The sequence below is a fragment of the Methylobacterium sp. WL9 genome, from assembly GCF_008040035.1.
Lineage (GTDB): Bacteria > Pseudomonadota > Alphaproteobacteria > Rhizobiales > Beijerinckiaceae > Methylobacterium > Methylobacterium thuringiense.
Window position 1 is genome coordinate 1 of sequence record NZ_VRVE01000064.1, and the last position, 24766, is coordinate 24766.

Annotated in this window: 26 protein-coding genes and 1 tRNA gene; 16 read left to right on the forward strand and 11 right to left on the reverse strand. The window is 68.5% G+C overall.

The window, feature by feature from the left end:
- Window positions 1–220, reverse strand: a 220-nt coding sequence (locus FV217_RS16585) for a nucleoside monophosphate kinase (RefSeq protein ID WP_147818282.1), incomplete at its 3' end; no start/stop codon positions are given.
- 5 nt (window positions 221–225) lie between these two features.
- The gene (aroA, locus tag FV217_RS16590; RefSeq protein WP_147818283.1) at window positions 226–1575 is read right to left on the reverse strand and encodes a 3-phosphoshikimate 1-carboxyvinyltransferase; all 1350 of its coding nucleotides are present in this window, start codon (window positions 1573–1575) and stop codon (window positions 226–228) included.
- A 241-nt stretch (window positions 1576–1816) separates the two neighbouring features.
- Between aroA and FV217_RS16595 the strand changes: the two genes are divergently transcribed.
- The 4 genes from FV217_RS16595 to queC all read left to right on the forward strand — a co-directional run bounded on the left by FV217_RS16595 (window position 1817) and on the right by queC (window position 3581).
- A complete protein-coding gene (locus FV217_RS16595) occupies window positions 1817–2194 on the forward strand; it encodes a TIGR02300 family protein (RefSeq protein WP_147818284.1) in 378 nt (125 codons plus the stop codon).
- Window positions 2195–2364: 170 nt separating this feature from the next.
- A tRNA-Ala gene (locus FV217_RS16600) sits at window positions 2365–2440 on the forward strand.
- A 78-nt stretch (window positions 2441–2518) separates the two neighbouring features.
- Window positions 2519–2875: a 6-carboxytetrahydropterin synthase QueD gene (queD, locus tag FV217_RS16605; protein ID WP_147818285.1), complete on the forward strand. Its 357-nt coding sequence runs from the start codon at window positions 2519–2521 to the stop codon at window positions 2873–2875.
- Window positions 2862–3581 carry a 7-cyano-7-deazaguanine synthase QueC gene (gene queC / locus FV217_RS16610; RefSeq protein WP_147818286.1) on the forward strand — a complete coding sequence of 240 codons (720 nt, stop codon included), beginning with the start codon at window positions 2862–2864 and terminating at the stop codon, window positions 3579–3581. The genes queD and queC overlap by 14 nt, the downstream gene beginning before the upstream one ends.
- Before the next feature lie 54 nt (window positions 3582–3635).
- Here the strand turns inward: queC and FV217_RS16615 are convergent, their stop codons facing one another.
- The 3 genes from FV217_RS16615 to FV217_RS16625 are packed head-to-tail and all read right to left on the reverse strand — an operon-like array spanning window position 3636 to window position 7140.
- Window positions 3636–4106: a secondary thiamine-phosphate synthase enzyme YjbQ gene (locus FV217_RS16615; RefSeq protein WP_147818287.1), complete on the reverse strand. Its 471-nt coding sequence runs from the start codon at window positions 4104–4106 to the stop codon at window positions 3636–3638.
- Window positions 4103–6085, reverse strand: coding sequence for a cisplatin damage response ATP-dependent DNA ligase (locus FV217_RS16620; protein ID WP_147818288.1), 1983 nt, complete (start codon window positions 6083–6085; stop codon window positions 4103–4105). Before FV217_RS16620 ends, FV217_RS16615 begins: the two co-directional genes overlap by 4 nt.
- Window positions 6082–7140 carry a ligase-associated DNA damage response exonuclease gene (locus FV217_RS16625; RefSeq protein ID WP_147818289.1) on the reverse strand — a complete coding sequence of 353 codons (1059 nt, stop codon included), beginning with the start codon at window positions 7138–7140 and terminating at the stop codon, window positions 6082–6084. Before FV217_RS16625 ends, FV217_RS16620 begins: the two co-directional genes overlap by 4 nt.
- A gap of 49 nt (window positions 7141–7189) precedes the next feature.
- Here FV217_RS16625 and FV217_RS16630 point away from each other — a divergent pair, with 49 nt between their 5' ends.
- Together FV217_RS16630 and FV217_RS16635 are read left to right on the forward strand one after the other, a co-directional pair.
- Entirely contained in the window at window positions 7190–8128 is a 939-nt protein-coding gene (locus FV217_RS16630; protein WP_147818290.1) for a methyltransferase domain-containing protein, read from the forward strand.
- A 157-nt stretch (window positions 8129–8285) separates the two neighbouring features.
- Window positions 8286–9020 (forward strand): YoaK family protein, encoded by a 735-nt coding sequence (locus FV217_RS16635; protein ID WP_147818291.1) that lies wholly within the window; start codon window positions 8286–8288, stop codon window positions 9018–9020.
- A 3-nt stretch (window positions 9021–9023) separates the two neighbouring features.
- On the opposite strand, the gene arfB is transcribed toward FV217_RS16635, so the two are convergent.
- Both arfB and FV217_RS16645 read right to left on the reverse strand, forming a co-directional pair.
- On the reverse strand, window positions 9024–9446 hold the full coding sequence (gene arfB, locus FV217_RS16640) for an alternative ribosome rescue aminoacyl-tRNA hydrolase ArfB (protein WP_147818292.1): 423 nt from the start codon (window positions 9444–9446) through the stop codon (window positions 9024–9026).
- Window positions 9447–9455: 9 nt separating this feature from the next.
- Window positions 9456–9740, reverse strand: a complete 285-nt coding sequence (locus tag FV217_RS16645; RefSeq protein ID WP_147818293.1) for a BolA family protein — start codon at window positions 9738–9740, stop codon at window positions 9456–9458.
- 121 nt (window positions 9741–9861) lie between these two features.
- Between FV217_RS16645 and FV217_RS16650 the strand changes: the two genes are divergently transcribed.
- From FV217_RS16650 to cobT, 4 genes are all read left to right on the forward strand, one after another.
- Window positions 9862–10539 (forward strand): DnaJ domain-containing protein, encoded by a 678-nt coding sequence (locus FV217_RS16650; protein WP_147818294.1) that lies wholly within the window; start codon window positions 9862–9864, stop codon window positions 10537–10539.
- 241 nt (window positions 10540–10780) lie between these two features.
- Window positions 10781–11764 (forward strand): cobaltochelatase subunit CobS, encoded by a 984-nt coding sequence (gene cobS / locus FV217_RS16655; RefSeq protein WP_147818295.1) that lies wholly within the window; start codon window positions 10781–10783, stop codon window positions 11762–11764.
- 24 nt (window positions 11765–11788) lie between these two features.
- Window positions 11789–12286, forward strand: coding sequence for a DUF29 domain-containing protein (locus FV217_RS16660; protein WP_147818296.1), 498 nt, complete (start codon window positions 11789–11791; stop codon window positions 12284–12286).
- A 3-nt stretch (window positions 12287–12289) separates the two neighbouring features.
- A complete protein-coding gene (cobT, locus tag FV217_RS16665) occupies window positions 12290–14206 on the forward strand; it encodes a cobaltochelatase subunit CobT (RefSeq protein ID WP_147818297.1) in 1917 nt (638 codons plus the stop codon).
- A gap of 3 nt (window positions 14207–14209) precedes the next feature.
- Here cobT and FV217_RS16670 read toward each other — a convergent pair whose 3' ends face one another.
- Together FV217_RS16670 and rpmB are read right to left on the reverse strand one after the other, a co-directional pair.
- The gene (locus FV217_RS16670) at window positions 14210–15139 is read right to left on the reverse strand and encodes an AEC family transporter (protein ID WP_147818298.1); all 930 of its coding nucleotides are present in this window, start codon (window positions 15137–15139) and stop codon (window positions 14210–14212) included.
- A gap of 107 nt (window positions 15140–15246) precedes the next feature.
- Window positions 15247–15558 (reverse strand): 50S ribosomal protein L28, encoded by a 312-nt coding sequence (gene rpmB / locus FV217_RS16675; protein ID WP_147818299.1) that lies wholly within the window; start codon window positions 15556–15558, stop codon window positions 15247–15249.
- A 382-nt stretch (window positions 15559–15940) separates the two neighbouring features.
- Here rpmB and hemB point away from each other — a divergent pair, with 382 nt between their 5' ends.
- From hemB to FV217_RS16695, 4 genes are all read left to right on the forward strand, one after another.
- Window positions 15941–16993, forward strand: coding sequence for a porphobilinogen synthase (gene hemB, locus FV217_RS16680; RefSeq protein ID WP_147818300.1), 1053 nt, complete (start codon window positions 15941–15943; stop codon window positions 16991–16993).
- Between the two features lie 7 nt (window positions 16994–17000).
- A complete protein-coding gene (locus FV217_RS16685; protein ID WP_147818301.1) occupies window positions 17001–17375 on the forward strand; it encodes a hypothetical protein in 375 nt (124 codons plus the stop codon).
- Window positions 17376–17502: 127 nt separating this feature from the next.
- Complete coding sequence (locus FV217_RS16690; protein WP_147818302.1) at window positions 17503–17991, forward strand: RDD family protein; 489 nt, start codon at window positions 17503–17505, stop codon at window positions 17989–17991.
- 132 nt (window positions 17992–18123) lie between these two features.
- Window positions 18124–18870: an arginyltransferase gene (locus tag FV217_RS16695; protein WP_147818303.1), complete on the forward strand. Its 747-nt coding sequence runs from the start codon at window positions 18124–18126 to the stop codon at window positions 18868–18870.
- A 40-nt stretch (window positions 18871–18910) separates the two neighbouring features.
- Here FV217_RS16695 and FV217_RS16700 read toward each other — a convergent pair whose 3' ends face one another.
- Both FV217_RS16700 and FV217_RS16705 read right to left on the reverse strand, forming a co-directional pair.
- Complete coding sequence (locus tag FV217_RS16700) at window positions 18911–19825, reverse strand: neutral zinc metallopeptidase (protein ID WP_147818304.1); 915 nt, start codon at window positions 19823–19825, stop codon at window positions 18911–18913.
- A gap of 98 nt (window positions 19826–19923) precedes the next feature.
- Window positions 19924–20811 carry a uracil-DNA glycosylase gene (locus FV217_RS16705; protein ID WP_147818305.1) on the reverse strand — a complete coding sequence of 296 codons (888 nt, stop codon included), beginning with the start codon at window positions 20809–20811 and terminating at the stop codon, window positions 19924–19926.
- 225 nt (window positions 20812–21036) lie between these two features.
- Here FV217_RS16705 and FV217_RS16710 point away from each other — a divergent pair, with 225 nt between their 5' ends.
- Together FV217_RS16710 and FV217_RS16715 are read left to right on the forward strand one after the other, a co-directional pair.
- Window positions 21037–22710: an electron transfer flavoprotein-ubiquinone oxidoreductase gene (locus tag FV217_RS16710; protein ID WP_147818306.1), complete on the forward strand. Its 1674-nt coding sequence runs from the start codon at window positions 21037–21039 to the stop codon at window positions 22708–22710.
- 269 nt (window positions 22711–22979) lie between these two features.
- Window positions 22980–24766, forward strand: a 1787-nt coding sequence (locus FV217_RS16715; RefSeq protein ID WP_147818307.1) for a tetratricopeptide repeat protein, incomplete at its 3' end; no start/stop codon positions are given.

Genomic DNA, 24766 nt, shown 5'->3' on the forward strand with positions numbered 1-24766 from the left:
GGCGCGGGTCGGCGAGCTGGTCGGCGACGAGGCGGGCGGCGGTGCGGGCCGCCTCCCCGCCGTCGTCGAGGTCCGCGCCGGCATCGAGCATCAGCAGGGCGACCGCCCGGTAGAGCAGCCCGGTATCGAGATGCGGCAGCCCGTAATGATGGGCGAGGCGCTTGGCGAGGGTGCCCTTGCCGGACGCGGCAGGCCCGTCGATGGCGATGACCAGCGGCACGCACGTCACTCCGAGATCGCGGCGCCGAGCGCAAGCATGCTCGGCGTGAAGCTCGGGAAGCTCGTCGCGATCATCGCGCCGTCATCCACCGTAACAGGGTCTCGCGAGGCGAGGCCCAGCACCAGGAACGACATGGCGATGCGGTGATCGAGATGCGTCGCCACGGTGCCGCCGCCCTGCGGGGCCGTGCCGTCGCCGGCGACGACCAGGTCCTCGCCCTCGATCCTGTGGGGGATGCCGTTGGCGGCAAGCCCGTCCGCGACGGCGGCGAGCCGGTCGGATTCCTTCACCCGCAGCTCGTGCAGGCCGTTCATGCGCGTGGTGCCCTCGGCAAAGGCCGCGGCCACGGCGAGCACCGGATACTCGTCGATCATGGCCGGCGCCCGCTCCGGGGGCACGTCGACGCCCCTGAGACGGCTCGCGCGGACGCGAAGGTCCGCGACGGTCTCGCCGCCCTCCTCGCGCTCGTTCAGGCGCTCGATATCGCCGCCCATCTCGATCAGCGTGGCGATGAGGCCGGTGCGCAGCGGGTTCATCATCACGCCCTGGATCGTCACCTCCGAGCCCGGCACGATCAGGGCGGCTACCAGGGGGAACGCCGCCGAGGACGGATCGGCCGGCACGACGACACCGGTGCCGCGCAGGGTCGGCTGACCGGTGAGCGCGATGGCGCGGCCGTGTCCGTCGGGACCGTGTGGCGTCACCGCGACCTCGGCGCCGAACAGGCGCAGCATCCGCTCGGTGTGGTCGCGGGTGGCGGCCGCCTCGATCACGGTGGTGACGCCCGGTGCGTTGAGCCCGGCGAACAGCACAGCCGACTTGATCTGGGCCGAGGCAACCGGCGTCTCGTAGCTGATCGGGATCGCCTCGGACGGCCCGCGCAGGGTCAGCGGAACGCGTCCGCCCTCGGCCTCGCTGACGATCTCGGTACCCATCTTCAAGAGCGGATCGAGGATGCGGCGCATGGGGCGCTTGCGGAGAGAGGCGTCGCCGTCGAAGGTCGCGGTGACCGGCTGACCGCCGACGACGCCCATCATCAGGCGCGAGCCGGTGCCGGCATTGCCGAAATCGAGCGTTTCGGCCGGATCGCCCATGCCGCCGATGCCGACGCCGCGGATCACCCAGCGCCCGTCGCCCAGGCGCTCCATGGCTGCGCCGAGCTGGCGGCAGGCGGCGGCCGTGCGCAGGACGTCGTCGCCTTCGAGCAGGCCTTCGACCCGCGTCTCGCCGATCGAGAGAAGTCCCAAGATCATCGCGCGGTGCGAGATCGACTTGTCGCCCGGCGGCCGCAGCGTGCCGCGGAGCGGCGCTCCGGGCGAGGCGGTGACGGGCTGCGGCTCGGAGGCGTGCGACACGGGAATCGTCGGGGGTTCGGCTGGGAGGGGTTCTGCTGGGATATGCGGGCCGCCGCGGCGCCCCGGAACCCGCGCCGGTTACCATGGGCCTGCGCCGCCGTCATCCGCGCCGGACATCCCGCCCGGACCGGCAGGGCTCGGTGTCGATCTCTCCAGCCGGAGCAGGCATATTTGACATGCTTGGCAGAGCCGACTAACGGGGCCGCGCTCCCCCCGACACGACCTCCAGAGGTTCCAGCCCGTGGCCCGACCGGAACTCGGTATCAAGCGCCAATGCATGAATTGCGGCGCGAAGTTCTACGACCTCGCCCGCGATCCGGCGACCTGCCCGAAATGCGGCACGGTCTTCCAGATGGCCGCCGGCGGCCGCGTCGCCGCGCCGATCGTGTCCCGCAAGGATGACGACGAGGAAGACGAGGACGAGAGCCGTCCGGAGGTGGTCTCCCTCGACGAAGCCGAGGCGAGCGAGGACAGCGATGCGAAGGTCGACGGCGATGACGGCGACGACGACGATTCGTCTTCGACCAGCACCGACGACGACACCTTCCTCGAAGAGGAGGATGACGACGACGTGTCGGATCTCGTCGAGAACGACGGCGACAACGACGAGGACAGCTGACACCCGGCCGCCCTGTTGCCGCCGAGGCACAGGCGGCGGGGTCGGAAAATAGAGCGGAAAAGGGGCTTGCGTCTCCGCCGGCCCTCCGCTTATAGAACCGCCCTCCCCGACGGGCTTCCCGCCGGGGCGATCCACCGAAACGGACATACCAGACCGTTTCGGCAAAGAGTGGGGCCTTAGCTCAGCTGGGAGAGCGCTTCCATGGCATGGAAGAGGTCATCGGTTCGATCCCGTTAGGCTCCACCATTTTCCTTCTCTAAGCTCGTCGCTCAGTTCAGATGCCAGGCGTCGCCGCGATCGAGTCGCGCCGCCGGACGAGACACGATGAAGATCACCCAGGCCTTCACCTTCGAGGCGGCGCACCGCCTGCCGAACGTGCCGCAGACGCATCGCTGCTTCCGCATGCATGGGCATTCCTATCGCGTCGAGCTGCAGGTCTCCGGTGCGGTGGACGGCGACAGCGGCTGGGTCATCGACTTCTACGACGTCGAGAGCGCCTTCGCGCCGATCCTCGACCAGCTCGACCACCACTGCCTCAACGAGATCGAAGGTCTCGCCAATCCCACCGCCGAGCACATCGCGGCCTGGATCTGGCATAAGACCAAGCCGGTGCTGTCCGGCCTCTCCTCCGTCAAGGTGTTCGAGACGCCGCTTTCGTGGGCGGAGTATGACGGCGACTGACGGTTTTGACGACGGCGCGCTGGTTCTGTTCTCGGGCGGACAGGATTCGGCGACCTGCCTCGCCTGGGCGCTCGACCGCTTCCCCCGCGTCGAAACCCTCGGTTTCGATTACGGCCAGCGCCACCGCATCGAGCTCGAATGCCGCGCCGGCCTGCGCAAGGGCCTCACGAGCCTCGACCAGACCTGGTGGCGCCGGCTCGGCCGCGACCACACCATCGATCTCGCGGCGCTCGGCGAGGTCTCGGACACTGCGCTGACCCGCGAGACCGAGATCGCGATGGAGGCCGACGGCCTGCCCAACACCTTCGTGCCGGGCCGCAACCTCGTCTTCCTCACCTTCGCCGCCGCCCTCGCCTATCGCCGGGGCCTGCGCCACATCGTCGGCGGCATGTGCGAGACCGACTATTCCGGCTACCCGGATTGCCGCGACGACACCATCAAGGCGCTCCAGGTCGCGCTCAACCTCGGCATGCAGCGCCGCTTCGTCCTCCACACCCCCCTGATGTGGCTCGACAAGGCCGCGACCTGGGCGCTGGCCGAAGACCTCGGCGGCAAGCCGCTGGTCGACCTCGTCGTGGAGGGCAGCCACACCTGCTATCTCGGCGAGCGCGGCGCGCGGCACGCCTGGGGATACGGCTGCGGGATGTGCCCGGCATGCGCGCTGCGGGCGAAGGGGTTTGCGCGGTACGTGGCCGGCGGCGCCTGAAACGCACTTCGAATCTGGCCATTGCGGGCTCGGCGAAGCAATGACGATTGCGATTCAGGTTCCCAGTACGCTCAACAACAACTCCCGCCGGTGCCCCCGGTCCCGGTGCTCAATCAAGTAGATCCCCTGCCATGTCCCGAGCCCCAGCCGCCCGTCGATCAGCGGTATGCTCACGCTCGAATCCGTCACCATCGTCCGAATATGCGCCGGCATGTCGTCCGGCCCCTCCATCCCATGCACGTATCCCGCGTGACGCGGGGCGAGGCCGTCCAGCGCCGTCATCAGGTCGGTCTGCACGTCCGGGTCGGCGTTCTCCTGGATGGTGAGGGAGGCCGAGGTGTGCCGGCAGAACACCGTGACGAGGCCGGTCTGCAGGCCGCTCTCGCGCACGAAGGCGGCGACCGCGCTCGTGACGTCCGTGAAACCCTGGCCCGGCGTCGAGACCGTGAACCGGGCGCTCGCCTGCCGGGTCACGGGGCCGCTCGCAAAACCCTCGATCGCGCCGATCTTGCCCGCCTGCCTCATATCTTCGTCTCCATCGTCGCGCCCGGCGCGATCTCGCGTTCGCCACGTTCCAGAATCCGTTCCAGCGCCTCGACCCGGTCGGCCTCCGCGGGCGGCTTGTCCCAGCGGATGCGACTGACGCGGGGGAAGCGCATGGCCACGCCCGACTTGTGTCGGGTCGAGCGCTGGACGCCCTCGAAGGCGATCTCCAGCACGAGGCCGGCCTCGCGGCCATGGCCGACCTCGCGCACCGGGCCGAAGCGCTTGGTGGTGTTGTTGCGGACGTAGCGGTCGAGCTTTTGCAGCTCGGCATCGGTGAAGCCGTGATAGGCTTTCCCGACCGGCACGAGCTCTTCCGCGCCGTCCGCGCCCGCGCGCCAGCAGCCGAAGGTGTAGTCCGAATAGAAGGACGAGCGCTTTCCGTGCCCGCGCTGCGCGTACATCATCACCGCGTCGACGACGAAGGGCTCGCGCTTCCACTTCCACCACGGGCCCTTGGGGCGGCCGGGCTGGTAGGCGCTGTCGACGCGTTTCAGCATCACGCCCTCGATGGCGTCCGCATCCGCGCCGGCCCCGGCCGAGGCCGGATCGGCCCGCGCCGCGGCGAGGTCGTCCCAGGTCGCGAAGGGTACGAGCGGCGAGAGATCGATCCGCGCGTGATCGAGTTTCCTCACGAGTTTTTCCAGCGCGGCGCGCCGCTCCGTGAACGGCAGCGGGCGCAGGTCCTCGCCGTCGCTTCCAAAAACATCGTACGCGCGGACGTGGGCCGGAAACTCTTCCAGGAGTTTCGGCGTCACCGCCTTCCGGTTGAGCCGCTGCTGCAGCACGTTGAAGCTCTGCACCCGGCTCTCGCGAAGAATCAGCAACTCTCCGTCGATCGCGCCCTCGAAGGTCACGGCCTCGGCGAGATCCGGGAATGCTCCGGTGATGTCTTCGCCGGTGCGGGAATAGACCTTGGCGACGTGCCGGCCCTCACGGTCACGGCCTCCGGCGAGCTGCACGCGGATGCCGTCCCACTTCCACTCGGCCGAGAAATTGGCTGGGTCGAGTTTGTCGAGGTCGGCCTCGTCCTCGATCGGGTGTGAGAGCATCGGCGGACGGAACGGCGCCGGGTTGAGCGTCTCCGGCCGCTCGGCGCGGCCCTCGACCCAGGCAAAGAGCCCGGCATAGGGCGGTTCCAGCCCGTGCCAGACCTCTTCCACCGCATCCGCCTCGTGGCCGCCCAGCGCCCCGACCGCCGTCTTGGCCAGCCGCGCCGAGACGCCGACGCGGAGGTTGCCGGTGACGAGCTTCAAGAGCGCCCAGCGCCCGGTCTCGTCGAGGGCGTCGAGCCAGTCGGCGAGATGGCCGGGAAGGTCTTTTTTCGCGGTGGTGGCCAGAGTCTCGACGACTTCGGAGAGGGTCGGGACGTGCGGGGGTGGGTTGTTGTGACCGGGGCCTGGTGAACCAACGCCCGCGGGGTGTGCGTCTCCTCTCCCCGCCCAGATCTCGGGCTTGTCCGAGATCTGCTCTTGCCTGCCAAAATCGGGCATGCCCGATTTTGGTGGGGAGAGGGCTCTGCCGACTTTGTCGTCGGCAGAGCGAGCCGGCAGGCGACGGTGAGGGGGCGCATCCGAAAGTGCCTCCTCCGGCGAAGCCCCCTCACCTTCGCCCTTCGGGCTGGTCGCGCCGACGACAAGGTCGTCGCGACCCTCTCCCCGCGTGCGGGGAGAGGGGGGAGGCCCTTCCGGCCCCGGCCAGATCAGCGCCACCGTCTCCGCCAGATCGCCCACGTAGTTGTGCGACAGCCGGAACAGCACCGGGTCGATCCGCTCTTCGACCAGCCCGCGGATCATGCCGGCCTTCGCCTCGCGAAACGTCAGCCCGCCGGTCATCGCGGCGAGCGCCCAGCCGCGCTCCGGGTCCGGCGTGCTCGCGAAAAAGTCCTGCAGCAGGCGCAGCTTGGCGTTGCGGCCCGGCTCGTAGGCGAGGCGGTCGAGAAGGTGGGCGAAGCGGTTCATGCCGAGGCCTCGGCGGTCTCGGCGCCTTGCGCCGGATCGGGCTCGGCCTCGCCGTCGTCGCCATAACCCAGCAGGTGCAGCGGTTTCGCCTTGATCCCTTCCGTGCCGCACCAATGCACCAGCGCGTCCTCCTGTCCGTGCGTCACCCAGACCTCCTCTGCGCCGGTCTCGCGGATGGTGCGGCAGAGGTCGGGCCAGTCGGAATGGTCGGAGATGACCAGCGGTAGCTCGACGCCCTTCTGGCGGGCGCGGGCGCGCACCCGCATCCAGCCCGAGGCGAAGGCCGTGACGGGGTCTGGAAACTTTCGCGACCAGACGTCCTGGATCGAGGAGGGCGGGCAGATCACGATGGCGCCGTGCAGATCTTTTCGCTCGGCGGCGGCGACCTTCGGCGTTTCGCCGAGGTCGATGCCTTCCTGCTTGTAGAGTTCGGTCAGCTTTTCCATCGCGCCGTGCAGGTGGATCGGCCGGTCCCAGCCCTCCTCCCGCAACAGCGCCATCACCCGCTGCGCCTTGCCGAGTGCGTAGGCGCCGACGATGTGGGCGCGTTCGGGAAACAGGGCGACCGAGTCGATCAGCTTGCGGACCTCACCGCGCGTATCGGGGTGCGTGAACACCGGCAGCCCGAAGGTCGCCTCGGTGATGAAGACGTCGCAGGGCACCACCTCGAAGGGCAGGCAGGTCGGGTCCGGCGCGCGCTTGTAGTCGCCCGAGACCACGATCCGTTTGCCGTCCTTCTCGATGGCGATCTGCGCCGAACCCAGGACGTGCCCGGCCGGTGCGAACCGCACGGTGACGTCACCGATCTGCATGGCCTCGCCCAGGCGAGCCTCCTGCCGGGTCTCGCAGAAATCTGCGCCGTAGCGCACGGCCATGATCCGGAGGGTCTCGGGTGTGGCGAGCACGTGGGTGTGGCCCGAGCGGGCATGGTCGGCATGGCCGTGGGTGATGAGCGCGCGCTCCACCGGCCAGGTCGGGTCGACGTGGAAGCGCCCGAGCGGGCAATACAGGCCCTCCCGCGTCAGGGTGAGCAATTCGGAGGCGCTGATCGGCATCGGGGCGCATATAGGGGGCGCCACACGCTCAGCACCCCGTACCCGACACATGTCCCGCCAGCATTCCTCCGGCGACATCCTCGCCGACCGCCGCTTCGCCTATGCGCGCGACTGCCTTGCCGAGGGCGACGCGCAGGCGGCCGTCGAGATGGCCGAGCAGGCATTGGAACTCGTGCCGCTCTACGCGCCGGCCTGGTTCCTGCTGGGACGGGCGCGGGAGGCCCGCTTCGTGACGTCGACGGAGCCGGCCGACGAGCAGGCTGCCCGCACGGCCTATGCCTGCGCCCTCGACATCGACCCCGACGACTCTCTCGGCGCGCGTCTTCATCTCGCCGGCCTCGGCACGGGCGACGCGCTCGCCGCGATCACGCCGGCTTATGTGCGGGCGCTGTTCGACGGTTACGCGCCGCGCTTCGAGCGCCACCTCGTCGGCGCTCTCGGCTATCGCGGACCCGAACTGATCGTGGCGGCGCTCGACGCGCTGCCCGACGCGCCGGACGGCTTCGCGACCGGGCTCGATCTCGGCTGCGGCACCGGGCTGATGGGCAGGGCGCTCGCAGGCCGGGTCGGTCACCTGACCGGAATCGACCTCTCCCCCGCCATGCTCGCGCTGGCCGAACGCAGCGGATTCTATGCGCGCGTGGTCGAGGGCGAGCTGACGGCCTTTCTCGCCGGGCAGCCGCGCGGAAGCACCGATCTCGTCGTCGCGGCCGACGTTCTGATCTACCTGCCGGACCTGCGTCCGGTCTTCGCCGGCATCGGCCGGGTCCTTCAGCCGGGCGCGCTCGCTCTCGTCTCGGTGCAGTCGCATGAGGGCGCGGGCGTCGTTCTCGGATCGGATGGCCGCTACGCCCACGGCGATGCCCATCTACGCGCGGCGGTGGAGGGCACTGGCCTCGCTCTTGCGGCGATGCCGCCGGCGGCCGTGCGGCAGGAGCGGGGGCAGAATGTGCCGGGACGGATCGCAGTCCTGCGCAAACCCTGCTAGCGCCAGGTTGTGCACGATCGACCGCGGCTGCATCATCCCGCAGAAGTTTTATTTTTGGCGGTGAACCCATCGCCGCCATCTGCCGTTTGCAGGCTTGGCCGCAGCCGGTACAAGCTTGGCTTTAGCCAAGTGAAGCAGAGCTCATCGGAGGAGTTGAATGTCGGAGAAGGCCTTTCCTGCCAGTGCGACGACACGGATCCCATTCGCCGTCGCTCTTGCAACCCTGGCGGGTACTGCAGATTCGATCGGCTTCCTCGAATTCTCCCAGCTCTTCATGTCGTTCATGAGCGGCAACACCACGCGCTTCGGCGTCTCGGTGTCGAGCTTCGACTGGACCGGCACGACGCGCTTCGGCAGCGTCATCGCGATGTTCTGCTTCGGCGCCTTCCTCGGCACGCTGATCGCCGCCTGGTCCGGCCGCTGGCGGCTGTCCACGCTGCTGATCATTCAAGCGGGCCTGTTCGCCGTCGGCCTGTACGTGCCGGTCGGTTTAGACGCCTTCCCGCTCCACGCCTATCCGATCGTGCTGGCGCTGGGCATCCAGAACGCGACGCTGCAGGACGAGGCCGGCCGCAGCTTGGCGCTGACCTACGTCACCGGCACGGTGGTGCGCTTCGGCGCGGGCCTCGCCAACATGCTCCTGCACGAGCCGGCGCCCTCGTTCTGGCTTCAGGCGCCGCTCTGGGCCGGCCTCACCGGCGGCGCGATCGGCGGCGGCTTCCTGCACCACCTCTACGGCGAGTCCGCGTTCCTGTTTCCCGCGGGTTTTGCGGCGTTTCTCGCGGTCGTGTCCCTTGGCCTGACGCTGGCACTGCCGGGCAGCAAGTACGTGTCCAGCGATAACGCGCCGCAGCCCGACGCGCATCCCGACTCGCCGCCGACGACGCGCTGAGCCTCAATCGCTGCCTGCGTCTCCGCGCAGGCGTTTGACCGCACCGCGCCGGCTCTTGCTTTCGAGCCGGCGCGTCTTCGAGGCCAGCGTCGGCTTCGTCGGACGACGGGGCTTTGGCGGCACCGCCGCCTCCGCGACCAGTGCCGCGAGGCGCTCGCGGGCATCGGCCCGGTTTCGCTCCTGGGTTCGGTGCTGGCGGGCATCGATCACGATCACGCCGTCGTCGGTCAGCCGCCGGCCGGCGAGCTTCATCAGCCGCAGGGCGACGGGGTTCGGCAGCGAAGGTGAGCGCCGCACGTCGAAGCGGAGCTGAACCGCGCTCGCGACCTTGTTGACGTTCTGCCCGCCCGGCCCCGAGGCGCGCACGAAATTTTCTTCGAGCTCACCCTCGTCGATGGCGATCTGTGGCGTGCATTGGAGCGCCATCGGACGGGTTCAGCCCGCCTCGGCCGGCGTGCGGGCCTTGAGCGCCAGTGCGTGCAGGCCGCGCTCGAAGGCCGGCGCAAGGGCGCCGTTGACGAGGCGGTGGCGCTCGACCCGGCTCTTGCCCTCGAAGGCCGCCGAGACGACATCCAACCGGAAATGCGTCTCGCCCTCCGGCCGGGCGCCGGAATGGCCGGCGTGGAGGTGGGACTCGTCGACGACGTCGAGGAAGCTCGGTGTGAGCTCCGCCTGCAGCGTCTGCCCGATCCAATCCTTCAATGTGCCCTGCCCGGTCATCGTCGTCTCCACCTGTTTCGGGGCCGGCGGGAGGGTCGGAGCGTCAACCCCGAAACCCTGCATGCGTCATCAGGCCCGCCGGGCTTGTGTCTCCGGTCCGTCCCCTCATAATCGCGTCGTCATGGATCTCAACTCGCCGCTGTTCGACAGCATCCGCATCAAGCCGACCTGCGACGAGCCGAAGACGGGCTCCGCGAAGGGCCGCGGCAAAGGATCGAGCAAGGCGAGCGCCGGGCAGACCGCGACGGGCGATGCGCTCTGCGAGGTGCCCGGCTGCACCCATGCGGGGCTCTATCGCGCGCCCAAGGGCCGCAAGCACGAGGGGCAGTACCACCGCTTTTGCATCGACCACGTGCGGGCCTACAACGCCTCCTACAACTACTTCGACGGCATGAACGACGACGCCGTCCAGGCCTTCCAGAAGGACGCCGTGATCGGCCATCGCCCGACCTGGGCCATGGGCACCGGCGGCCGTCCCGCCGAGGGCAAGAAGCCCGAGACCGAGCGCGACTGGGCCTATGCCGACCCGTTGGGCGTGCTGCGCGCGGCCGGCGTCGCCGGCAAGGAGCGCCGTGCGCCGCCCGAGCCGATGCGGCCGCGTCTCTCGCCGGCCGCCCGCAAGGCGCTCGACGTGCTCGGCCTCGACGACACCGCCGATACCGCCGCGATCAAGGCGCAGTACAAGACCCTGGTGAAGCGCTTCCACCCCGACGCGAATGGCGGCGACCGTTCCTTCGAGGACCGCCTGCGCGACATCATCCGGGCTCACGACGTGCTGCGTGCGGCCAACCTCTGCTGAGACGCGCCGCCCCTGCGCGTTCACGGCATGAAGGATGCGACCGCGCAGGGGCGGCAATCGGCGCGCGGGGGACTATATCCTGCCCGACCCCTTGGCGTCCGCCGGGAGCGGCGACTAAGGATGACGTCTGCAGCCCGTCCATCCAGCGGCTCTCCCCGGAGCCGGGCGGATGTCAACGAACAGATGCGGACGCGTGCGCTGGCGAGCTTTCGCCGACGCCCGCGCCCCAAAGAGGCCTTTCATGCTTTCTGACGACACGTACGCCTCGCTCCCCGATCGGGAAGTCTCCGTCCGCGAGGCCTTCGGCATCGACCTCGACCTCAAGGTGCCGGCTTTCGCCAAGGCCGAGGAGCATGTGCCGGACCGCGACGAGGATTACATCTTCGACCGCGAGACCACGCTCTCGATCCTGGCCGGCTTCGCCCGCAACCGCCGCGTCATGGTCACCGGCTATCACGGCACCGGCAAGTCGACCCACATCGAGCAGGTCGCCTCGCGGCTGAACTGGCCCTGCGTCCGGGTGAACCTCGACAGCCACATCTCGCGCATCGACCTCGTCGGCAAGGACGCTATCGTCCTGCAGGACGGCAAGCAGGTCACCGCCTTCCAGGATGGCATCCTGCCCTGGGCGCTGCAGAACAACGTCGCCCTCGTCTTCGACGAGTACGACGCCGGCCGCCCCGACGTGATGTTCGTGATCCAGCGCGTGCTCGAAGTCTCGGGCCGGCTGACGCTGCTCGACCAGAAGCGCGTGATCCGCCCGCACCCCGCCTTCCGCCTCTTCGCCACCGCCAACACGGTCGGCCTCGGCGACACCTCGGGCCTCTATCACGGCACGCAGCAGATCAATCAGGGCCAGATGGACCGCTGGTCGATCGTCACGACGCTGAATTACCTGCCGCACGACCGCGAGGTCGAGATCGTGCTGTCGAAGGCGGTCCACTATCGCAACGAGCAGGGCCGCGACCTCGTCAACCGCATGGTGCGCGTGGCCGACCTGACCCGCAACGCCTTCGTCAACGGCGACCTGTCGACGGTGATGAGCCCGCGCACGGTGATCACCTGGGCCGAGAACGCCGACATCTTCAAGGATATCGGCTTCGCCTTCCGCGTCACCTTCCTGAACAAGTGCGACGAGCTGGAGCGCCCGCTCGTCGCCGAGTTCTACCAGCGTGCCTTCGGCAAGGAACTGCCGGAGAGCGCGGTGAACGTTGCGTTGAGCTGAGCTGATAGGCACGCGCGAGGAGCTATGTCCGATACGGCCCTGAAGCCCTCGAAGCGCGTGGCACGGACGGAGAAGCGCCCGCGCCCGACCCCGTATGAGGACGACCTTTATACTTGGGTCGGGGAACAGGTCGCGCTCCTCCGTGCCAAGCGCTTCGAGGAGATCGATTTCGAGAACGTGGCGGAGGAACTGAGCGACGTGGGCGCGGAGCAATACTTCCGGCTTCAGAGCGCCCTCGAACTCGTCGTCCTGCACATGCTGAAGTGGGATCATCAGCCCGAGAAGCGCAGCCGAAGTTGGACCTTGAGCATCGCCGAGCACCGCGTTCGGGTTGATATCCAGCTCTCCAAGAATCCGGGCCTGAAGTCCCGCAGGGACGAGGCCGTAAAGAACGCGTTCCGGCTTGGCCGTTTGCGAGCCGCACGCGAGATGAGGCGCAAGATCGATACGCTGCCCGCCGCCTGTCCCTATACTTGGGACGATATTCTGAACCGGCCGTTCGCGCTCGACGGCGAGGGCTGAGTCATGGCCATTCCCAACCGCGGCAAGGCCGCCGACCGTCGTGAGCCCGTCGCGGAGCCGCTCAAGCGCTCCGTGGCCGGGTGCCTGCGGGCGATCGCGCGGCGTTCGGAGATCGAGGTCACCTACGCCAGCGACCGCCCGGCTCTGCTCGGCGACAAGGCCCGCCTGCCGGAGCCGGCGCGCAAGCTGTCCGTCGAGGACGTGGCGATCCTGCGCGGCCACTCGGATTCCATGGCGCTGCGCCTCGGCTGCCACGATGTCGCCGTGCACCGGCGTCTGGCGCCCGAGAACGCCTCCGCCCGTGCGGTGTTCGACGCCGTCGAGCAAGCCCGCGTCGAGGCGATCGGCTCGCGCCGCATGGCTGGCGTCGCCTCCAACATCACGGCGATGCTGGAGGACCGCTACCACCGCGGCGGCAAGTACGAGGACATCACCGATCGGGCCGACGCCCCGATGGAGGATGCGGTCGCCCTGATGGTGCGCGAACGCCTCACCGGCCAGCGCCCGCCGGCTGCGGCCCGCAAGATCGTCGAGCTCTGGCGCGAGCATATCGAGGAGCGCGCGGGACCGAACCTCGACGGGCTGATGAGCTCGTTGGAGAACCAGCGCGCCTTTGCCCGTTCGGTGCGCGACCTGCTGACCTCCCTCGACATGGCGGACGAGACGCCGTTCGACCCCGAGGACGACGACAGCGAGGACGACGCCGAAGCCCAAGACGACGAGCAGCAGCCGAGCGAGGGTGAGGCCGAGGAGCAGTCGCAGGGCGACCGCGCCGAGGTCGAGGTCACCGACCAGTCCTCCGACGAGATGGAGGACGGCTCCACCGAGGACGCCGACGCACCCTCGGGCGAGTTGCCGGACGATGCCGAGGATTCCGAGTCGGAGCAGGCCTCCGAATCCATGCGTCCCCCCGGCCCGCGCGCCAACGAGCTGCGCGGCCCGGAATACAAGGTCTACAATCCGCGCTTCGACGAGGAGATCGACGCGGAAGATCTCTGCGACGCCGACGAACTCTCGCGGCTGCGCACCTATCTCGACAAGCAGCTCGCGCACCTCCAGGGCGTGGTGGGACGCCTCGCCAACCGCCTGCAGCGGCGGCTCCTCGCACAGCAGAACCGCGCCTGGGACTTCGACCTCGAAGAGGGCCAGCTCGATCCGGCCCGGCTCGTGCGCGTCGTCACCGATCCGTTCCAGCCGCTCTCCTTCAAGCAGGAGAAGGACACGAACTTTCGCGATACGGTGGTGACGCTTCTGCTCGACAATTCAGGCTCGATGCGCGGCCGGCCAATCACGGTCGCCGCGACCTGTGCCGACATCCTCGCCCGCACGCTCGAGCGCTGCGGCGTCAAGGTCGAGATTCTGGGCTTCACCACCCGTGCCTGGAAGGGTGGGCAGTCTCGCGAGGCCTGGCTCGCCGGCGGCAAGCCGCCCTCCCCGGGCCGCCTGAACGACCTGCGCCACATCATCTACAAGAGCGCTGACGCTCCCTGGCGCCGGGCCCGCAAGAATCTCGGGCTGATGATGCGTGAGGGGCTGCTCAAGGAGAACATCGACGGCGAGGCTCTCGATTGGGCCCATAAGCGCCTGCTCGGTCGCCCCGAGCAGCGGAAGATCCTGATGGTGATTTCTGACGGCGCTCCTGTCGACGACTCGACCCTGTCGGTCAACCCCGGCAATTACCTCGAACGCCACCTGCGCTGGATGATCGAGGAGATCGAGACTCGCTCCCCCGTGGAGCTCATGGCGATCGGTATCGGCCACGACGTGACGCGGTATTATCGGCGTGCGGTGACGATCATCGACGCCGAAGAGCTCGGTGGCGCGATGACGGAGAAGCTGGCGGAGCTGTTCGAGGAGGACGCGGCAGGGGGGGCGTCGCCGCGTCGGCCTGCGCGGCGGGCTGCGGGTGGGCGACGGTAGGCGTCAGCTCTTCCCGAGCACCAGCAACCACCCGATCGTCGTCACCGCCGCCGCCAGCGTCGAGACCAGCACGGAGGCCGCGACCAGTCCCTGCTCGGTCCGGTAGCGCGCCGCGAGCAGGTAGGCGTTGATCCCCACGGGCATGGCCGCGAACAGCACCGCGACGCCGGCATAGGCCGGCGGCATCGTGAAGACGTGGAAGGCCAGCACCCAGACGGCGAACGGGTGCAGCCCGAGCTTCAGGGCCGCGATGACGCTTGCGCCCGGGAGATCGTGCAGCACGCGGTAGCGGGTCAGTCCGGCGCCGAGCGCGATCAGGGCGCAGGTCGAGGCCGTGCCGCCGAGATCGTCGACGAGCGCTTTGGCCATGCCGGCGGGGGCGACGCCGGCGATCTTCAGGGCCATGCCGAAGGCGAGCGCCAGAAAGATCGGATTCTTCACCAGCACGAGGCCGAGGCCTTTGAGCCGTTGGACGAGTGAGCGTTCGCCGTCCGATTCGATCAGAAAGGTGGCCGCGCCCATCATCAGCGGCAGGTGCACCGCGAGCAGCATGAAGAGCGGGAAGGCCCCGGCTTCGCCATAGGCCTGCAGGATCATCGGCACGCCGACGAAGATCGTGTTCGACTGACTCGCTGCAAAGCCGTGCAGGATCGCGCCGCGCCGCTCGACGCCCTCGCGGCGTATGCCGATGAGCGAGCCGGCGCCCCAGGCGATCGCGGCGCCGCCGAAGTAGCTGAACCAGTAGCCCCAGGCGATCTCGCCGCTCATGCCCGGCCGCGTCAGCGTCGCGACGATCAGCGCCGGCACCGCGATGGCGAAGACGTATTCCGAGAGGCCCTCGCTGACGCGCTCGGAGAGCAGGCCGGTGATCGCGGCGAACCAGCCGATGACCACGAGGCCGAAGATCGGAACGACGAGCGTGAGCGCGGTCATCGATCATTCCAGACATGGCGAAGCCGCCGATGCGCGGGGCACTCGGCGGCTGTCGACATCAAGTCCTGAAAGGATCACGCCGACGGCAGGGCCGCAGCATGCCTGGATCAGGCGGCGACCGGCTCAGCGGCGGCGGTCTCGCCGAGCTTCTTCTGGATTTCGCGCTTGAGGAGCTTCGCGGTCTGCGACAGCTCGATCTCGCGAGCCTTCACGAGGAAGGCGTCGAGGCCGCCGCGGTGCTCGACCGAGCGGAGCGCATGGGCGGTGACGCGCAGGCGAACGCGGCGGTTCAGCGCGTCCGACGTGAGCGTGACGTTGCACAGGTTCGGCAGGAACCGGCACTTGGTCTTGTGGTTCGAGTGGCTGACGAGGTGGCCGACCTGCACGGCTTTGCCCGTGAGTTCGCAGCGGCGCGACATGACGTGTATCCCGTATCGTTCCGCGAACATGAAACGCGCCGGTTGGTTTTACGAGAAGAGCGGCCTGGACCGTCGACCCGAAAAACCCGCGCGTGAATTCGATGAAGTCCAGCGGAGTCCAGTGGAAGGCGCGAGCCTATAGGGGACGGGGCCCCACTGCGTCAAGGTGAACCTCGGCCCTAAAGCCCGCTCGGCGTGATACCGGATGGGCAGAGACATCACCACGGCCAGCTTGCGATCGTCCCCACACGAACGCGCCGGCGCGGCTTCGAAACGCCGAAATGATCGGACCGCGGTTTTTAGAGGGATTCCGGATGTGCTAGGGCGCTCGTCCACGCACAGCGCCCGCAAGCGTCGAGCCCGTCTCCGGAGCCGTTTCCCGATGTCGAACGAACCGCGTCCGCTCGCCGTCGAGACCGCCCGCGAGGCGGCGCCCGGTGCGAGCGCGCTGAGCCTCACCCAGCGCCCGCGCCGCAACCGCAAGGCCGACTGGTCGCGCCGGCTCGTGCGCGAGCATACGCTCGGCGTCGACGACCTGATCTGGCCGCTCTTCGTGATCGAGGGCCAGGGCCGGCGCGAGCCGATTGCATCCATGCCGGGCGTCGAGCGCCGCAGCGTCGACGAGGTCGTGCGCGACGCCGAGATGGCCGCCCGCCTCGGCATCCCCGCGATCTCGCTGTTTCCCTACACCGACCCGGCGCTTCGGGATCCGACGGGCTCGGAAGCCCTGAATTGCGAAAACCTCGTCTGCCGTGCGGTGCGGGCTGTAAAGAAGGCGGTGCCCGAGATCGGTATCATGACCGACGTGGCGCTCGACCCCTATACCAGCCACGGGCATGACGGCCTGATCCAGGACGGCGCCATCCTGAACGACGAGACCGTGGCGCTGCTGGTCGAACAGAGCCTGATCCAGGCGGAGGCCGGCACCGACATCATCGCGCCCTCCGACATGATGGACGGCCGTGTCGGCGCGATCCGCACCGGCCTCGACCGGGCCGGCTATCGCGACGTCCAGATCATGGCCTACGCCGCGAAATATGCGAGCGCCTTCTATGGCCCGTTCCGCGATGCCATCGGCACCAAGGCGGCGCTGGTCGGCGACAAGCGCACCTACCAGATGGATCCGGGCAACGGCCTCGAGGCGCTGCGCGAAGTCGCCCTCGACCTCGCCGAGGGGGCGGATTCCGTCATGGTGAAGCCGGGCATGCCCTATCTCGACATCATCCGCCGGGTGAAGGACGAGTTCGGCGTGCCGACCTTCGCCTATCAGGTGTCCGGCGAGTACGCGATGATCGAGGCGGCCGCCCGCAACGGCTGGCTCGACGGCGAGCGCGCCATGACCGAGAGCCTCCTCGCCTTCAAGCGCGCCGGTGCCGACGGCGTACTGACCTACTATGCCGTGCGCGTGGCGGAGCGCCTGCGCGCCGGTGCGTAGGGATCGGATGGGGGTGCTGCGAACGGCTGTCGCCGTCGCCCTGCTCTCGGCCCTCGCAGCCTGCGGCAACAGCCTCGACGAGCGCCGGGCGACGGTCTGCCGCCGTGCCGTGCCGGCCATCGCGCCGGACGGGTCGACGGTTTCGCTGATGCGTATCGGCACCGGTCCGGGGCCGGACAGCGTCCGTGTCGACTACCGCACGGCCGGCAGCCCCGGTGCGGCTGCCAAGGCGCGCTGGATCGTCTGCAGCTTCGGTCCGGGATCGAGCCTCGAGGCGATCACGACCGAGTCGGGTCCGGTCAACGGTGCCTCGGTCTATCTGCTCCGGCACTATTATCTCGACACGCCGGAGGCGGCTTCCGCCGATCCCGGCGGGCGCTGACTGATTCTACCCTTGGCACCGGCCTACTCTTGGCACCGCCTACTCTTGGCACCGCTCAAGTCTTGGCACCGCCCGAGGCGGTTCCCATGTCATGACGGCACCATTCTTCCTCCCGGGAGCCCTGGCCATGTCGAATCCTCAGCCCGGTTACGCGGAACGCTACGACACCGCCGGCTATCCCGGCGCGTTGCCGCCGGTCCCCTACGTCCGGGCGAGCCTCGGCGGGCGCTGCGTCGCCTACCTGTTCGACATCGCCTTCATTTTTCTGTTCACGGCGATCCTCGCCACGGCCATCGCAGTGATCGGCGTGCTGACCTTCGGCTTCGGCTGGACGCTCTTCGCAGTCCTTCCGGCGAGCGGCATCATCTACAGCGCGATCACCGTCGGCGGAGCCAGACAGAGCACCTGGGGCATGCGGATGCTCGGCCTGCGTGTGGTGGCGCCGGAGAGCGGCACGCGCGTCGACATGCTGACGGCGGCGATCCACGCGCTGCTGTTCTACGTGGCGATCTCGACGTTCCTGCTCTGGTGCGTCGACGTCGTGTTCGGCTTGCTGCGGCCCGACCGCCGCCTCGGCCATGACGTCATCCTCGGGCTCGCGGTGGTGCGGGGCTGAGCGAGGCCCGGATTTTGCTGGCCCAAAGTTGCGCGGCGCGTCACGAAGTCCATTGAGCGACACGGGGATGGCGCTACACTTGGACGAGGGCGGCACCGGCGCCTGCTCCGGCTGACCCAGGCATCGATCGGCGTGACGAGTCATCCGCGCGACACACCGCAATTCTACCTCACGGCCCCCTCGCCCTGCCCCTATCTCGAGGGGCAGGAGGAGCGGAAGGTGTTCACGCATCTCGTCGGGCGCCGTGCGCGCGATCTGAACGAGATCCTGACGCAGGGCGGCTTCCGTCGTTCGCAGACCATCGCCTACCGCCCGGCCTGCGAGACCTGCCGCGCCTGCATCTCCGTGCGGGTGATCGTGGACGCCTTCCAGCCGACCGGCAGCCAGAAGCGCATCCTGCAGCGCAACGCCGACCTGATCGGCACACCGGAATCGAACCGCCCGGCCTCCGAGCAATACGCCCTGTTTCGCCGCTACCTCGACGCCCGCCACGGCGACGGCGGCATGGTCGACATGACCGTGCTCGATTACGCGATGATGATCGAGGACAGCCACGTCGACACGCATCTCGTGGTCTACAAGCGCCGCGGCCCTGATACCGCCATCAACGGCCGCGGCCGTGGCGGCCCGGTCGCCGTCTGCCTGACCGACGTGCTCTCAGACGGCCTGTCGATGGTCTATTCGTTCTACGACCCGGACGAGGCCGCGCGATCCCTCGGCACTTTCATGATCCTCGACCATATCCGCCGGGCGCAGGAGATGGGCCTGCCGTATCTCTATCTCGGCTACTGGGTCGAGGGTTCGCGGAAGATGGATTACAAGGCGCGGTTCAGGCCTCAGGAACGGCTGATGCCGCAGGGTTGGGCGCGGGTGGAGTGACCGACAGCCCTCCTCTTCCCCCGATTTGGGAGAAAGACCCTCACCCCCGCGCCGCCCGGAACGTATCGCAACTCTTCGTCTGCCCACTCTTGTAGCCCGTCATGAACCAGCGCATCCGCTGCTCCGACGAGCCGTGCGTGAACGAGTCGGGCACGGCGTAGCCCTGGGCCTGCTCCTGCAGCTTGTCGTCGCCGATGGCGCTGGCGGCGTTCATGGCTTCCTGGATGTCGCCCGGTTCGAGAGCGTTCCACTTGTCGTTCGAGTTCTTGGCCCAGACGCCGGCGAGGCAATCGGCCATCAGCTCGACGCGCACGGAGAGCTTGTTCGCCTCCGGCGTGTTGCCGCCCGCGGCCTGCTGTCGGCCCTGGACCTTCCCGAGGATGCCGAGCACGTCCTGGACGTGGTGGCCGACCTCGTGGGCGATGACGTAGGCATAGGCGAAGTCACCCTTCACCTTGAACTTCTGCTCCATCTCCTTGAAGAAGCCCGTGTCGAGATAGACCTTCTTGTCGAGCGGGCAGTAGAACGGCCCCATCGCCGCGCGCGCATCGCCGCAGCCCGAGCGGGTGCCGCCCTGGTAGAGCACCATGGTCGTGGTGGTGTACTGCTTGCCCGTCTGGTTCGGCAGGACCTCTTTCCAGACGTCCTCGGTGTTGCCGAGGATTGCGGCGGCGAACTTTCCGGATTGGTCCGTGGGGGCCTGCCGGCGCTTCGCCTGCGTATCCGGGTCGGCCCGCTCCTCGCGCTGGCCGCCACCGCCGCCGGTGACCTGCGAATAGCCGCCGATCAGGACGGCCGGGTTGATGCCCGTGACCCATCCGATGATGCACAGGATCACGATGGTGCCGATGCCGAGGCCGCCGGCCCCGCCGCCGGGAAAGCCCATGCCGCCGCCGCCGCCTTCGCCACGGCGATCCTCGACGTTGTCCGAACTGCGGAAATCTTCCCAACGCATCGTCGTCTCGTCCCGTACCTGCGCCGGGGCGAGGCCGGCGTCTGCCCTACAGAATGATCGGCGGAAAAGTACGGTTCCGCTTCAAGGCCGGCAGCGTATCACTTCACCCCGTCGAGCGCCGCCTTCAACGCCCGGAAATCACGCCAGGCCAACCGTTTCTGCACCGGCTGCCGCAGCAGGTAGGCCGGGTGCAACGTCGCCAGCGCCCGGATCTCGCGCCCGTCCGGCAGGCGGTAGGGATAGAAGCGGCCGCGCGCTTTCAGGATGCCGTCCTTCGTACCCGTCAGCGTCTGCGTCGAGGGTGCGCCGAGGCAGACCAGGATTTCCGGATCGGCCAGCGCAATCTGCCGCTCGACGAAGGGCCGGCAGATCGCGACCTCCTGCGGCGTCGGGTTACGGTTCCCCGGCGGGCGCCACGGCACGATGTTGGCGATGTAGGCGCTCGATCGGTCGAGGCCGATCGCGGCCATCATCCGGTCGAGAAGCTGGCCGGACCGCCCCATGAACGGCTTGCCGATGCGATCCTCGTCGGCGCCCGGCGCCTCGCCCACGAACATCACCCGCGCCGCCGGATTGCCGTCGGCGAACACGAGGTTCTTCGCGGTGAAGCGCAAGCCGCAACCTTCGAAGTCGCGCAGCAGCGCTTCCAGTTCCTCCAGCGAGCCCGTCACCGCCGCCTTCGCCCGCGCGTCGACCGCGGCTTCCTCGGGCTTGGCGGAGGCCGACCCGCCGAAGGTCCGGGGAGCCGCCGGCTTCGGCTCGGGTGGCGGTTCGTGGCCGCGCAGCGGTTCGCGCCGAGGCGCGGGCCCGTCATCCACAGGGGCCTCGCGGCGTAGCGCGATCGGCGTCTCGCGGATCGGCGGCGGCGCATCCACCTCCGCAAAACGGTCGTGCGGCGCTTCGTCCAGCGCGATGTCCACCCCCGATTCCACGTGGAAGTCGAGGAGCGCGATCAGGTCGTCATGGCCCGGGCCGGTGAACGTCATGGGTCTGATGTGGCGCGGTTCGCGGCTGTGGACAACGGCTTCTCGCGCTCGTCCATCGGGAGGTTTCATCGCTACCCGCGGTCACGGCGGGGATGTGTCTTCTACCAGAGGCGACTTGCGTTCCTAGTTTGGAATGGGTTGAGAGACATCTTGAGCATACGCGCCTGCCCCCCGGCACAGCCGGCAAGGCTTGCGGGCGCTTAACGAGGCCTTGGAGGAAACAGGATGGCGTTGCCGGAACGCGAGGGCATGGACTTCGACGTCGTGGTCGTCGGCGCAGGGCCGGCCGGCCTCGCGACCGCGATCCGCCTTAAGCAGATCTCCGCCGAGAAGGGCGAGGAGATCAACGTCGTCGTCGTCGAGAAGGGCTCCGAGGTCGGCGCGCACATCCTGTCCGGCGCCGTTGTCGACCCGTCCGGTCTCGACAAGCTGCTGCCCGAGTGGCGCGACGATCCCGAGCGCCCCCTGAAGACCGCCGTCCAGCGCGACGAGTTCATGTTCCTGACGGCCGGCAGCGGCCTCAAGATGCCGAACGCGTTCTTCCCGAAGATGATGTCGAACCACGGCAACTTCGTCGGCTCGCTCTCGAACATGACGAAGTATCTCGGGGCCCAGGCCGAGGCGCTCGGCGTCGAGATCTATCCGGGCTTCCCGGCCTCGGAGGTGCTGTACGACGACAAGGGCGTCGTCACGGGCGTCGCCACCGGCGATCTCGGCATCGCGCGCGGCGGCGAGCCGCGTGACGACTTCACCCGAGGCATGGAACTGAAGGGCAAGTACGTCGTGTTCGGCGAGGGCGCACGCGGCTCGCTCACCAAGACCTTGATCGACCGGTTCAAGCTCAACAAGGACAGCGACCACCAGAAATACGGCCTCGGCGTCAAGGAACTCTGGCAGCTCAAAGATGACAAGTTCGAGCCGGGACTGGTGCAGCACACCATGGGCTGGCCGCTGCCGAACAAGGCCGGCGGCGGCTCCTGGCTCTACCATTTCGACGACAACCTGCTCTCGGTCGGCTTCGTCACGCACCTGAACTACGAGAACCCGACGCTCTCGCCGTTCGAGGAATTCCAGCGCTTCAAGACGCACCCGATGATCCGCGACGTGTTCGAGGGCGCCAAGCGCATCGGCTACGGCGCCCGCGCGATCATGGAGGGCGGCTGGCAGTCGGTGCCGAAGCTCGTGTTCCCCGGCGGCTGCCTCGTCGGCGATTCAGCCGGCTTCGTGAACGTGCCGCGCATCAAGGGCTCGCACAACGCGATCCATTCCGGCATCCAGGCGGCGGAGGCCATCGCCGCCGCGCTCCAGGCCGGCCGCCAGGGCGACGAACTTTCGGTCTACGACCAGGGCTGGCGCGACAGCGAGATCGGCCGCGACCTCAAGCCGGTGCGCAACATGAAGCCGCTCTGGTCGCGCTACGGCACCATGATCGGCGTCGGTCTCGGCGGCCTCGACCTCTGGACCAACTCGCTACTGAACGCTTCGGTTTTCGGCACGCTGAAGCACGGCAGGCCGGACTATGCCTGCCTCAAGCCCATCTCCGAGGTCGAGCCAATCAAGTACCCGAAGCCGGACGGCAAGATCACCTTCGATCGGCTCTCATCGGTGTACCTGTCCAACACCAACCACGAGGAGGACCAGCCGGTCCATCTCAAGGTCAAGGACATGGCCCTGCAGAAGACCTCCGAACACGACGTGTTCGGCGGCCCCTCCGGCTGCTACTGCCCGGCCGGCGTCTACGAATGGGTGCAGGATGCCACCGCCAGCGACGGCGTGCGCTTCCAGATCAACGCCCAGAACTGCGTCCACTGCAAGACCTGCGACATCAAGGATCCGAACCAGAACATCAACTGGGAGACGCCGGAGGGGCCGGGCGGGCCGAACTATACGAATCTCTGATGCCAGCCGCGCTTACGGCTGACGCCCGAAGGGCTGTCCGCTGCACGGGCGGCGGCGCGCAGTCGCGCTTGCCGACGGGCGATGACCGCAGGAGCCGAAGCTTTCGGCTGCGGACATGAGAGGCGCGGGATCGTGATTGGCGCGGTGCCTGCCGCGCCATCCTTTCGCCGTTCGCGCATGGCTTGCGGAGATGGCGGAAGGGATTAGTGTCCCCCGCCACATCGGCGCCGGCCGTTTTGCCGGACGCGAAGGAGCCGTGACTGGTGACCATGAACGGAAATGCCGCCCGCTGCCGGACCCTTCCGGCGCTCGCCCTTCTCCTTGCCTCCTCGGTGACGCTCGGCCTCCCGGCGCTCGCCGCGCAGCCGCGTGAATCCGCGCCGCTCTCCGAATACGAGCCGGCCGAGTCCCTCGAAGGCAATTTTCTCTCCGCCTACATCGCCGGCGCCTCGAAGGACACGACGGCCGCCGCGAACTACTATCGCGAGGCAGTGAAGGGCGATCCGCGCAACGCCGAGCTGTTGGAGCGCGCCTTCGTGTCGTTGCTCGCAGACGGCTCGATGACCGACGCCTTTCGTGCGGCAGAACGTCTTTCGACCCGCGACGGCGCGAGCGGGCTCGCGCAGCTCTCGCTCGGCGTACGCCAGCTCAAGGCCGGTCAGTACGCCGCTGCGCGCCAGAGCTTCGGCCGCAGCGGCAAGGGTGCTGCCGCGGACCTCACGGCGACGCTGCTCACCGCCTGGGCCTATGCCGGCGCCAACGACGGCAAGCGCGCCCTCGACACCGTGAACAAGCTGCGCGGCGAGCGCTACTTCAACGTGTTCCGCGATTACCATGCCGGCTTGATCGCCAACCTCGTCGGCGACAAGGCCGAGGCGGAGCGTCGCCTCAAGGCCGCCTATGACGCCGACCACAACACGCTGCGCATCGTGGATGGGTATGCCCGCTTCGAGGCCGCCCAGGGGCGCACCGATCTTGCGATCCAGGCCTATACCGACTTCGACAAGGTGCTGCCGCGTCACCCGATCGTCACCGACGCCCTCGACAAGCTGAAGGCCGGCAAGCCCCTCGCCCAGCTGGTCGGCTCCGCTCAGGACGGCGCCTCCGAGGTGCTGTACGGACTCGGCGCCGCCGGCTCGACTCAGGGCGACGAGTTGCCGGCCGTGGTCTATCTGCGCCTCGCCCTCTACCTCAATCCCGAGCACGGCGTCGCCCGCCTGACGCTGGCCGACGCCCTCGACCGCATGAAGCAGGCCGAACGCTCCAACGAGGCCTACGCGCAGATCCCCGCCTCTTCGCCGCTGAAGCTCAATGCCGACATCCAGATCGGCCTCAATCTCGAGCAGATGGGCAAGGGCGACGAGGCGATCCAGCACCTCGACGCCGTCCAGAAGGCGCATCCCGACAACGTCGAGGTGATCTCGGCACTCGGCAACGTCCAGCGCTCGCGCAAGAAGTTCGCCGAGGCCGCCGAGACCTACAGCCGCGCAATCAAGCTGATCACGCCCGAGCAGGAAGCCGGCTACTGGTCGCTGTTCTACTTCCGTGGCACCGCCTACGAGCGCGCCGGCGAATGGCAGAAGGCCGAGGCCGACCTCAAGAAGGCCCTCGGGCTGATCTCGCCGACGCAGCCGAATGCCCGCGCCCAGGTGCTGAACTACCTCGCCTATTCCTGGGTCGACCGGAACATGAACATCGACGACAGCTTCAAGATGCTGAAGCAGGCCGTTGAGCTGTCGCCGCGCGACGGCATGATCATCGACAGCCTCGGCTGGGCTTATTTCCGCCTCGGCCGCTGGGACGACGCGGTGCGGGAGCTGGAGAAGGCCGTCGAGCTCAAGCCCGGCGACCCGACCATCAACGACCACCTCGGCGACGCCTACTGGCGTACCGGCCGCCGCCTCGAGGGCAAGTTCCAGTGGCAGCACGCCAAGGACCTGAACCCCGAGCCAGACGACCTCGCCAAGATCAACGCCAAGCTCAAGGACGGCCTTCCGGACCCGGACAAGCCGGCCGTGACCGCCGAGAACCCGCCCGCCCCGGCCGAGCCCACGCC

Excerpts from the sequence above, each read along its gene's own strand:
- queD (WP_147818285.1), top strand. The coding sequence starts at position 2,519 with ATGAAGATCACCCAGGCCTTCACCTTCGAGGCGGCGCACCGCCTGCCG.
- queC (WP_147818286.1), top strand. The coding sequence starts at position 2,862 with ATGACGGCGACTGACGGTTTTGACGACGGCGCGCTGGTTCTGTTCTCG.
- FV217_RS16615 (WP_147818287.1), bottom strand. The coding sequence starts at position 4,106 with ATGAGGCAGGCGGGCAAGATCGGCGCGATCGAGGGTTTTGCGAGCGGC.
- FV217_RS16620 (WP_147818288.1), bottom strand. The coding sequence starts at position 6,085 with ATGAACCGCTTCGCCCACCTTCTCGACCGCCTCGCCTACGAGCCGGGC.
- FV217_RS16625 (WP_147818289.1), bottom strand. The coding sequence starts at position 7,140 with ATGCCGATCAGCGCCTCCGAATTGCTCACCCTGACGCGGGAGGGCCTG.
- FV217_RS16630 (WP_147818290.1), top strand. The coding sequence starts at position 7,190 with ATGTCCCGCCAGCATTCCTCCGGCGACATCCTCGCCGACCGCCGCTTC.
- FV217_RS16635 (WP_147818291.1), top strand. The coding sequence starts at position 8,286 with ATGTCGGAGAAGGCCTTTCCTGCCAGTGCGACGACACGGATCCCATTC.
- arfB (WP_147818292.1), bottom strand. The coding sequence starts at position 9,446 with ATGGCGCTCCAATGCACGCCACAGATCGCCATCGACGAGGGTGAGCTC.
- FV217_RS16645 (WP_147818293.1), bottom strand. The coding sequence starts at position 9,740 with ATGACCGGGCAGGGCACATTGAAGGATTGGATCGGGCAGACGCTGCAG.
- FV217_RS16650 (WP_147818294.1), top strand. The coding sequence starts at position 9,862 with ATGGATCTCAACTCGCCGCTGTTCGACAGCATCCGCATCAAGCCGACC.
- cobS (WP_147818295.1), top strand. The coding sequence starts at position 10,781 with ATGCTTTCTGACGACACGTACGCCTCGCTCCCCGATCGGGAAGTCTCC.
- FV217_RS16660 (WP_147818296.1), top strand. The coding sequence starts at position 11,789 with ATGTCCGATACGGCCCTGAAGCCCTCGAAGCGCGTGGCACGGACGGAG.
- cobT (WP_147818297.1), top strand. The coding sequence starts at position 12,290 with ATGGCCATTCCCAACCGCGGCAAGGCCGCCGACCGTCGTGAGCCCGTC.
- FV217_RS16670 (WP_147818298.1), bottom strand. The coding sequence starts at position 15,139 with ATGACCGCGCTCACGCTCGTCGTTCCGATCTTCGGCCTCGTGGTCATC.
- rpmB (WP_147818299.1), bottom strand. The coding sequence starts at position 15,558 with ATGTCGCGCCGCTGCGAACTCACGGGCAAAGCCGTGCAGGTCGGCCAC.
- hemB (WP_147818300.1), top strand. The coding sequence starts at position 15,941 with ATGTCGAACGAACCGCGTCCGCTCGCCGTCGAGACCGCCCGCGAGGCG.
- FV217_RS16685 (WP_147818301.1), top strand. The coding sequence starts at position 17,001 with ATGGGGGTGCTGCGAACGGCTGTCGCCGTCGCCCTGCTCTCGGCCCTC.
- FV217_RS16690 (WP_147818302.1), top strand. The coding sequence starts at position 17,503 with ATGTCGAATCCTCAGCCCGGTTACGCGGAACGCTACGACACCGCCGGC.
- FV217_RS16700 (WP_147818304.1), bottom strand. The coding sequence starts at position 19,825 with ATGCGTTGGGAAGATTTCCGCAGTTCGGACAACGTCGAGGATCGCCGT.
- FV217_RS16705 (WP_147818305.1), bottom strand. The coding sequence starts at position 20,811 with ATGACGTTCACCGGCCCGGGCCATGACGACCTGATCGCGCTCCTCGAC.
- FV217_RS16710 (WP_147818306.1), top strand. The coding sequence starts at position 21,037 with ATGGCGTTGCCGGAACGCGAGGGCATGGACTTCGACGTCGTGGTCGTC.